8 protein-coding genes and 1 tRNA gene are annotated in these 7,375 nt (G+C 69.2%); 7 read left to right on the plus strand and 2 right to left on the minus strand.

Annotation, left to right across the window (positions count from 1 at the left end; translation table 11 throughout):
- Positions 1–35 precede the first annotated feature (35 nt).
- The gene (locus SZN_RS02085; protein ID WP_007491025.1) at positions 36–1,067 is read right to left on the minus strand and encodes an adenosine deaminase; all 1,032 of its coding nucleotides are present in this window, start codon (positions 1,065–1,067) and stop codon (positions 36–38) included.
- 132 nt (positions 1,068–1,199) lie between these two features.
- Entirely contained in the window at positions 1,200–2,426 is a 1,227-nt protein-coding gene (locus tag SZN_RS02090; RefSeq protein ID WP_007491026.1) for a pyridoxal phosphate-dependent aminotransferase, read from the minus strand.
- Positions 2,427–2,708: 282 nt separating this feature from the next.
- Between SZN_RS02090 and SZN_RS02095 the strand changes: the two genes are divergently transcribed.
- The 7 genes from SZN_RS02095 to rplJ all read left to right on the plus strand — a co-directional run bounded on the left by SZN_RS02095 (position 2,709) and on the right by rplJ (position 7,253).
- A tRNA-Trp gene (locus SZN_RS02095) sits at positions 2,709–2,781 on the plus strand.
- 106 nt (positions 2,782–2,887) lie between these two features.
- Positions 2,888–3,169, plus strand: a complete 282-nt coding sequence (gene secE / locus SZN_RS02100; protein WP_007491027.1) for a preprotein translocase subunit SecE — start codon at positions 2,888–2,890, stop codon at positions 3,167–3,169.
- A gap of 80 nt (positions 3,170–3,249) precedes the next feature.
- Positions 3,250–4,086, plus strand: a complete 837-nt coding sequence (gene nusG / locus SZN_RS02105; protein ID WP_007491028.1) for a transcription termination/antitermination protein NusG — start codon at positions 3,250–3,252, stop codon at positions 4,084–4,086.
- A 166-nt stretch (positions 4,087–4,252) separates the two neighbouring features.
- Positions 4,253–4,687, plus strand: a complete 435-nt coding sequence (rplK, locus tag SZN_RS02110) for a 50S ribosomal protein L11 (RefSeq protein WP_007491029.1) — start codon at positions 4,253–4,255, stop codon at positions 4,685–4,687.
- Positions 4,688–4,770: 83 nt separating this feature from the next.
- Positions 4,771–5,496 (plus strand): 50S ribosomal protein L1, encoded by a 726-nt coding sequence (rplA, locus tag SZN_RS02115; protein WP_007491030.1) that lies wholly within the window; start codon positions 4,771–4,773, stop codon positions 5,494–5,496.
- 130 nt (positions 5,497–5,626) lie between these two features.
- A complete protein-coding gene (locus SZN_RS02120) occupies positions 5,627–6,433 on the plus strand; it encodes an SCO4651 family lipoprotein (RefSeq protein WP_007491031.1) in 807 nt (268 codons plus the stop codon).
- Between the two features lie 289 nt (positions 6,434–6,722).
- Positions 6,723–7,253, plus strand: coding sequence for a 50S ribosomal protein L10 (gene rplJ / locus SZN_RS02125; RefSeq protein WP_007491033.1), 531 nt, complete (start codon positions 6,723–6,725; stop codon positions 7,251–7,253).
- The last annotated feature ends 122 nt before the right edge of the window (positions 7,254–7,375 follow it).

Here is a 7,375-nt window from a genome sequence, read left to right on the forward strand (position 1 = left end):
ACGCGGACCCCGCAACCAGTCGACCTCTCACCCCCTCAGCCGGTCAGCCAGTCGTCCACGCCGGCCAGCAGCTTCCCCTTGGTCCCCTCGGGAGCGGCGGACGCACGGATCGACTGCCGGGCCAGCTCCGCCAGCTCCTGATCGCTGAACCCGTGGTGCCGGCGCGCGATGTCGTACTGCGCCGCCAGCCGCGCCCCGAAGAGGAGGGGGTCGTCGGCGCCCAGCGCCATCGGGACACCGGCCTCGAACAGGGTTCGCAGCGGCACGTCCTCGGGCTTCTCGTACACCCCCAGGGCGACGTTCGACGCGGGACACACCTCGCAGGTCACGCCCCGGTCCGCGAGCCGCTTCAGCAGCCGCGGGTCCTCCGCGGCACGCACCCCGTGGCCGATCCGGTGCGCGTCCAGGTCGTCCAGACAGTCCCGCACCGAGGACGGCCCCGTCAGCTCACCCCCGTGCGGCGCCGACAGCAGGCCCCCCTCGCGCGCGATGGCGAACGCGCGGTCGAAATCCCGTGCCATGCCCCGGCGTTCGTCGTTGGACAGCCCGAAGCCGACCACGCCCCGATCGGCGTAGCGGACCGCCAGACGCGCCAGGGTCCGCGCGTCCAGGGGGTGCTTCATCCGGTTCGCGGCGACCAGCACCCGCATCCCGAGTCCGGTCTCCCGCGACGTCGTCTCCACCGCGTCCAGGATGATCTCCAGCGCCGGGATCAGACCGCCCAGCCGGGGCGCGTACGACGTCGGGTCGACCTGGATCTCCAGCCAGCCCGAGCCGTCGCTGATGTCCTCCTCCGCGGCCTCCCTGACCAGCCGCCGGATGTCCTCCGGCTGCCGCAGGCACGAGCGCGCCGCGTCGTACAGGCGCTGGAAGCGGAACCAGCCCCGCTCGTCGGTCGCCCGCAGCCTCGGCGGCTCACCGCTGGTCAGGGCCTCGGTCAGGGCGTCGGGCAGACGCACCCCGTACTTGTCGGCCAGTTCCAGCACGGTCGCCGGCCGCATCGACCCGGTGAAGTGCAGGTGCAGATGGGCTTTCGGCAGCTCAGAGACATCACGTACACGCTCCATCCCAGGATCCTGCCGCACGGGCCCGGCGTCCCGGTAGCCGTTTCGCCTTTCGTGGTCTTGCTCGCACGAAGAAGCGGGCCGCCTCCCCGGAAGGGAGACGGCCCGCACCCGCGCGTGCAGCGGCTCAGGACGTCAGTCCCGCGCCTCCGCCAGCAGCTTCTGGATCCGGCTGACGCCCTCGACGAGGTCCTCGTCACCGAGCGCGTACGACAGCCGCAGGTAGCCCGGCGTGCCGAACGCCTCACCCGGGACGACCGCGACCTCGGCCTCCTCCAGGATCAGTTCGGCCAGCTCCACGCTGCTCTGCGGGCGCCTGCCGCGGATCTCCTTGCCGAGCAGGGCCTTCACCGACGGGTAGGCGTAGAAGGCGCCCTCGGGCTCGGGGCAGAGCACGCCGTCGATCTCGTTGAGCATGCGCACGATCGTCCTGCGGCGGCGGTCGAACGCCTCGCCCATCTTCGCGACGGCGTCCAGGTCGCCGGAGACGGCGGCGAGGGCGGCCACCTGCGCCACGTTGGACACGTTGGACGTCGCGTGCGACTGGAGGTTGGTCGCGGCCTTCACCACGTCCTTCGGGCCGATGACCCAGCCGACCCGCCAGCCCGTCATGGCGTACGTCTTGGCGACGCCGTTGACCACGACGCACTTGTCGCGCAGCTCGGGGAACAGGCCCGGCAGGGAGACCGCGGCGGCCTCGCCGTAGACCAGGTGCTCGTAGATCTCGTCCGTCAGCACCCACAGCCCGTGCTCCAGGGCCCAGCGGCCGATCGCCTCGGTCTCGGCCTCGCTGTAGACGGCGCCGGTGGGGTTGGAGGGCGACACGAAGAGGACGACCTTCGTCCGCTCCGTGCGGGCGGCCTCCAACTGCTCGACGGAGACCCGGTAGCCGGTCGTCTCGTCGGCGACGACCTCCACCGGCACACCGCCGGCGAGGCGGATCGACTCCGGGTAGGTGGTCCAGTAGGGGGCCGGGACGATGACCTCGTCGCCCGGATCGAGGATCGCGGCGAAGGCCTCGTAGATCGCCTGCTTGCCGCCGTTGGTGACGAGGATCTGCGAGACGTCGGGCTCGTAGCCCGAGTCGCGCAGCGTCTTCGCGGCGATCGCGGCCTTCAGCTCGGGAAGACCACCGGCGGGCGTGTAGCGGTGGTACTTGGGGTTCTTGCAGGCCTCGATCGCGGCCTCGACGATGTAGTCCGGGGTCGGGAAGTCGGGCTCACCGGCGCCGAAGCCGATCACCGGACGCCCGGCGGCCTTGAGGGCCTTGGCCTTGGCGTCCACGGCGAGGGTGGCGGACTCGGAGATCGCGCCGACTCGGGCGGAGACCCGGCGCTCGGTCGGAGGGGTTGCAGCGCTCATGGCACCCATCGTTTCAGACAGGAAACGCGCCCGGCACACGGGTTTCACGGACTGAACATCCCTGAACACCCGTCCGGATCCGGGCCTCGGCCAGGGCGATCTTGCGCCACCCGCCCACCGCGCACCGGCGATCTCCCGCCACCCGAGCCCCCATCGGCCGCTTTCTGTTCGACGGGCGGCCCCGGACCACGTACACTCACACCTCGTTGGCCTTCGGCAGCCCGCCGACGGACGGTGCACACCGAGCACTCGTCCGGATGCGGTACGTTGGGGGACACACAAAGGGTCGTAGCTCAATTGGTAGAGCACTGGTCTCCAAAACCAGCGGTTGGGGGTTCAAGTCCCTCCGGCCCTGCTAGACACTCCCTTCGCCAGGAGTGCGTTTGTACGTACAGCAATGCATCGCCGTGCGGCTCAGACCGGGCGCGGCACGGCCACGACCCGGAATCAGGTGAGGACGAGTGACGGACGCCGTGGGCTCCATCGACATGCCTGATGCCCAGGACGAGGCTCCGGAGAAGAAGACGCGCAAGGGTGGCAAGCGCGGCAAGAAGGGCCCGCTGAAGCGGCTCGCGCTGTTCTACCGCCAGATCGTCGCGGAACTCCGGAAGGTCGTCTGGCCGACACGCAACCAGCTGACGACGTACACCACTGTGGTGATCATTTTCGTCGTCATCATGATCGGCCTGGTGACCGTGATTGACTATGGGCTTGACAAGGTCGCCAAGTACGTCTTCGGCTGAGCCAAGAGCGAAGGGCGCCGTGTCAACGGGCGCCCCTTTCGCATGTTCCACCCCTATGTATCCAGGAAGAAGCAGCCACCGTGTCTGACCAGAACCTGAACGACACCGTCGGGCCGGACGAGTCCGTGGAAGACGAGCTCGACATCGTCGAGGGCGCGGACGAGGACCTGGACGAGGTCGAGGCTGCCGACGCCGAGGCGGGGGAGCCGGCCGAGGAGGCCGCGCTGCGGGTGGAGGACGCGGAAGACGCCGAGGAGACCGAGGACGCCGAAGAAGCGGCCGTCGAGGAGGCCGAGCCGGTCGACCCCGTCGCCGCCCTGCGCGAGGAACTGCGCACGCTGCCCGGCGAGTGGTACGTCATCCACACCTACGCCGGCTACGAGAACCGCGTGAAGACCAACCTGGAGCAGCGCGCCGTCTCGCTGAACGTCGAGGACTACATCTTCCAGGCCGAGGTGCCGCAGGAAGAGGTCGTCCAGATCAAGAACGGCGACCGCAAGACCATCCGGCAGAACAAGCTCCCGGGTTACGTCCTGGTCCGCATGGACCTGACGAACGAGTCCTGGGGCGTCGTCCGCAACACCCCGGGCGTCACCGGCTTCGTGGGCAACGCCTACGACCCGTACCCGCTGACCCTGGACGAGATCGTCAAGATGCTCGCCCCGGAGGCCGAGGAGAAGGCCGCCCGCGAGGCAGCCGAGGCCGAGGGCAAGCCGGCGCCGCAGCGCAAGGTCGAGGTCCAGGTGCTGGACTTCGAGGTCGGCGACTCGGTCACCGTCACCGACGGCCCGTTCGCCACGCTCCAGGCCACGATCAACGAGATCAACGCCGACTCCAAGAAGGTCAAGGGCCTGGTGGAGATCTTCGGCCGCGAGACCCCGGTCGAGCTGAGCTTCGACCAGATCCAGAAGAACTAGCGTCTTCAGGAACGAGCTTCCGAGCAGGTCAGACGAGCTGTCACAGCTTGTCTGACCTGCTCGGTTTTTGGCCGCGCATCCATACCCGTTATCGTTGTGCGGTATGCCTGCGTCCGGTGGAGCCATCCGGGCGCGGGTAGGACCCGAAGAGAGGAACCGGAGAGCAATGCCTCCCAAGAAGAAGAAGGTCACGGGGCTCATCAAGCTCCAGATCCAGGCCGGTGCCGCGAACCCGGCTCCGCCGGTCGGCCCCGCGCTGGGTCAGCACGGCGTCAACATCATGGAGTTCTGCAAGGCCTACAACGCCGCGACCGAGTCGCAGCGCGGCTGGGTCATCCCGGTGGAGATCACGGTCTACGAGGACCGCTCCTTCACCTTCATCACCAAGACGCCGCCGGCCGCCAAGATGATCCTCAAGGCCGCGGGCATCGAGAAGGGCTCCGGCGAGCCGCACAAGACCAAGGTCGCCAAGATCACCCAGGCGCAGGTCCGCGAGATCGCCCAGACCAAGCTGCCCGACCTCAACGCCAACGACCTGGACGCCGCCGCGAAGATCATCGCCGGCACCGCGCGTTCCATGGGCGTCACGGTCGAGGGCTGACCTCACCCCCCGCACAACCGGCAGATACGTGGGAGGGCCTGCTCGGCCCCGACCACGACTCCTAGAGACACACAGGAGCAGTAGTGAGCAAGCGCAGCAAGACTCTCCGCGCTGCGGACGCCAAGATCGACCGGGAGAAGCTCTACGCCCCGCTCGAGGCCGTCCGTCTCGCCAAGGAGACGTCCACGACCAAGTTCGACGGCACCGTCGAGGTCGCCTTCCGTCTGGGTGTCGACCCGCGCAAGGCCGACCAGATGGTCCGTGGCACCGTGAACCTTCCGCACGGCACCGGTAAGACCGCCCGGGTCCTGGTCTTCGCGACCGGTGACCGTGCCGAGGCCGCGCGTGCCGCGGGCGCCGACATCGTCGGCGCCGACGAGCTGATCGACGAGGTCTCGAAGGGCCGCCTGGACTTCGACTCCGTCGTCGCCACCCCGGACCTCATGGGCAAGGTCGGCCGCCTCGGCCGCGTCCTGGGCCCGCGTGGTCTGATGCCGAACCCGAAGACCGGCACCGTCACCCCCGACGTGGCCAAGGCCGTCACCGAGATCAAGGGCGGCAAGATCGAGTTCCGCGTCGACAAGCACTCGAACCTGCACTTCATCATCGGCAAGGCGTCCTTCGACGACGACAAGCTGGTGGAGAACTACGGCGCCGCGCTGGAGGAGATCCTCCGTCTGAAGCCGTCCGCCGCCAAGGGTCGCTACATCAAGAAGGCCGCCATCGCCACCACGATGGGCCCCGGCGTTCCCGTCGACCCGAACCGCACCCGCAACCTCCTCGTCGAGGAGGACCCGGCCGCGGTCTGAGCCACCGGCTCACCAGGCTCGACGACGGGCCCCGCACCCCTCACGGGTGCGGGGTCCGTCCCCTTTCTCCCGTCGTTTCGCCCGTGCCCTGGGTTAACGTTCACTCACGGGACGGGTGACAGGGGGACGCATGACGAGGACGAGGGCACGCGGGTCCGCGCTCCGGATCGCCCTGCCGGCCGCGCTGGCCGCCCTGGCCGGCTGCACCGCCACCTCCGGTGCGCCCGCCGAGCCGGACCGCAAGGCCCCCGCCCGCGCGGTGACCGAGGCCCTGCGCGCCGTCGAGCGCTCCACCGCCCGCGCCGAGTCGGCCCGGGTCGAGTCCACGACCACGGTCGGCTCGACGCTGTCCATGACGTCCGGCGGCGCCCTCGCCTGGCGGGACGGCCTCACCGGCACCCTGCGGATCCGGTACACGGGCGGCACGACGGCCGAGACGATGCGCGCGCTCGGCGCCACGTCCATGGAGGCCCGCTACCTTCCCGACGCGTACTACGCCCGCATGGGAGACGCGTTCGCCCGCAGGACCGGCGGCAAACACTGGATCAAGTACGCCTACGACGACCTGGAGCGCCTCGCCGGCAGCTCCGGAGCCGACCTCGCCGCCCAGATGCGGGGCACCGCCCCGCACACCTCGGTGAAGCGCCTGCTGTCCGCCTCGGACGTCCGCCGGGTCGACGTGGAGGCGGTCCGGGGCACGCGGACCACGCACTACTCCGGCACGGTGCCCGGCGCGGGCGCCACCGAGCAGTCCGTCGACATATGGGTCGACGGCCGGAGCCTGCTGGTGAAGAAGGTCGAGAAGGGCCTCACGGCCACCGGCCGGCTGACCCAGACCGCGTACTACCGCGACTACGGCGTGAAGGTCGTCGCCGCCAGACCGCCGGCTGCGGACACCGCGGACCTCAAGGACCTGCTGGAGAAGAAGGGGAGCTGAGCCCCGTACGGGCGGATTTGCTCGACGGGACCGCGTCCCGTACTCTCCTACAGAAGCCAAAGACCGCTGGTCGTTGCCGCACGTTCGCAAGAGGGTGCGGTGGCCGAAGGATCCGCTGAAATGCGGACGACCCGCGCAGGTGAGTGTGGAAGAACTCCCGGAGCAGACGCGTCCAGCGTGTGCGGCCGGTCGAGTCCGCCCCGAGCTCCTGCGCCCGGGGCGTTTCGTTTTCCCCAGTCCTCCTTCGGGTCCGCGCGGTCCGAATCACCCGGAAGGAGGCCGAGACTCTATGGCGAGGCCCGACAAGGCTGCCGCAGTGGCCGAGTTGACGGAGCAGTTCCGCAACTCCAGCGCTGCCGTGCTGACCGAGTACCGCGGTCTCACCGTGGCGCAGCTCAAGACGCTGCGTCGTTCGCTCGGTGAGAACGCCCAGTACGCCGTGGTGAAGAACACGCTGACCAAGATTGCGGCCAACGAGGCCGGGATCTCGACGCTGGACGACCTGTTCAACGGTCCGACGGCTGTCGCCTTCGTCACCGGTGATCCGGTGGTGTCGGCGAAGGGTCTGCGCGACTTTGCCAAGGACAACCCGAATCTCGTCATCAAGGGCGGTGTCCTTGACGGCAAGGCGCTGTCCGCCGACGAGATCAAGAAGCTTGCGGACCTCGAGTCCCGCGAGGTTCTGCTCGCCAAGCTGGCGGGCGCCATGAAGGGCAAGCAGACGCAGGCTGCTCAGGTCTTCCAGGCGCTCCCGTCGAAGCTCGTCCGCACCGTGGACGCGCTTCGTGCCAAGCAGGACGAGCAGGGCGGTGCCGAGTAATTCGGCTCGCATCATGACCGCCGCCTGAGGCGACGGTCGTAGCGGGCCAACGTACGCCCGCCATACATGTACATCCGGCACCAGCCGAATTAGTGGAAGGAAAGCCATCGTGGCTCTCACCC

It is taken from the genome of Streptomyces zinciresistens K42 (genome assembly GCF_000225525.1).
Taxonomy (GTDB): Bacteria; Actinomycetota; Actinomycetes; order Streptomycetales; family Streptomycetaceae; genus Streptomyces; species Streptomyces zinciresistens.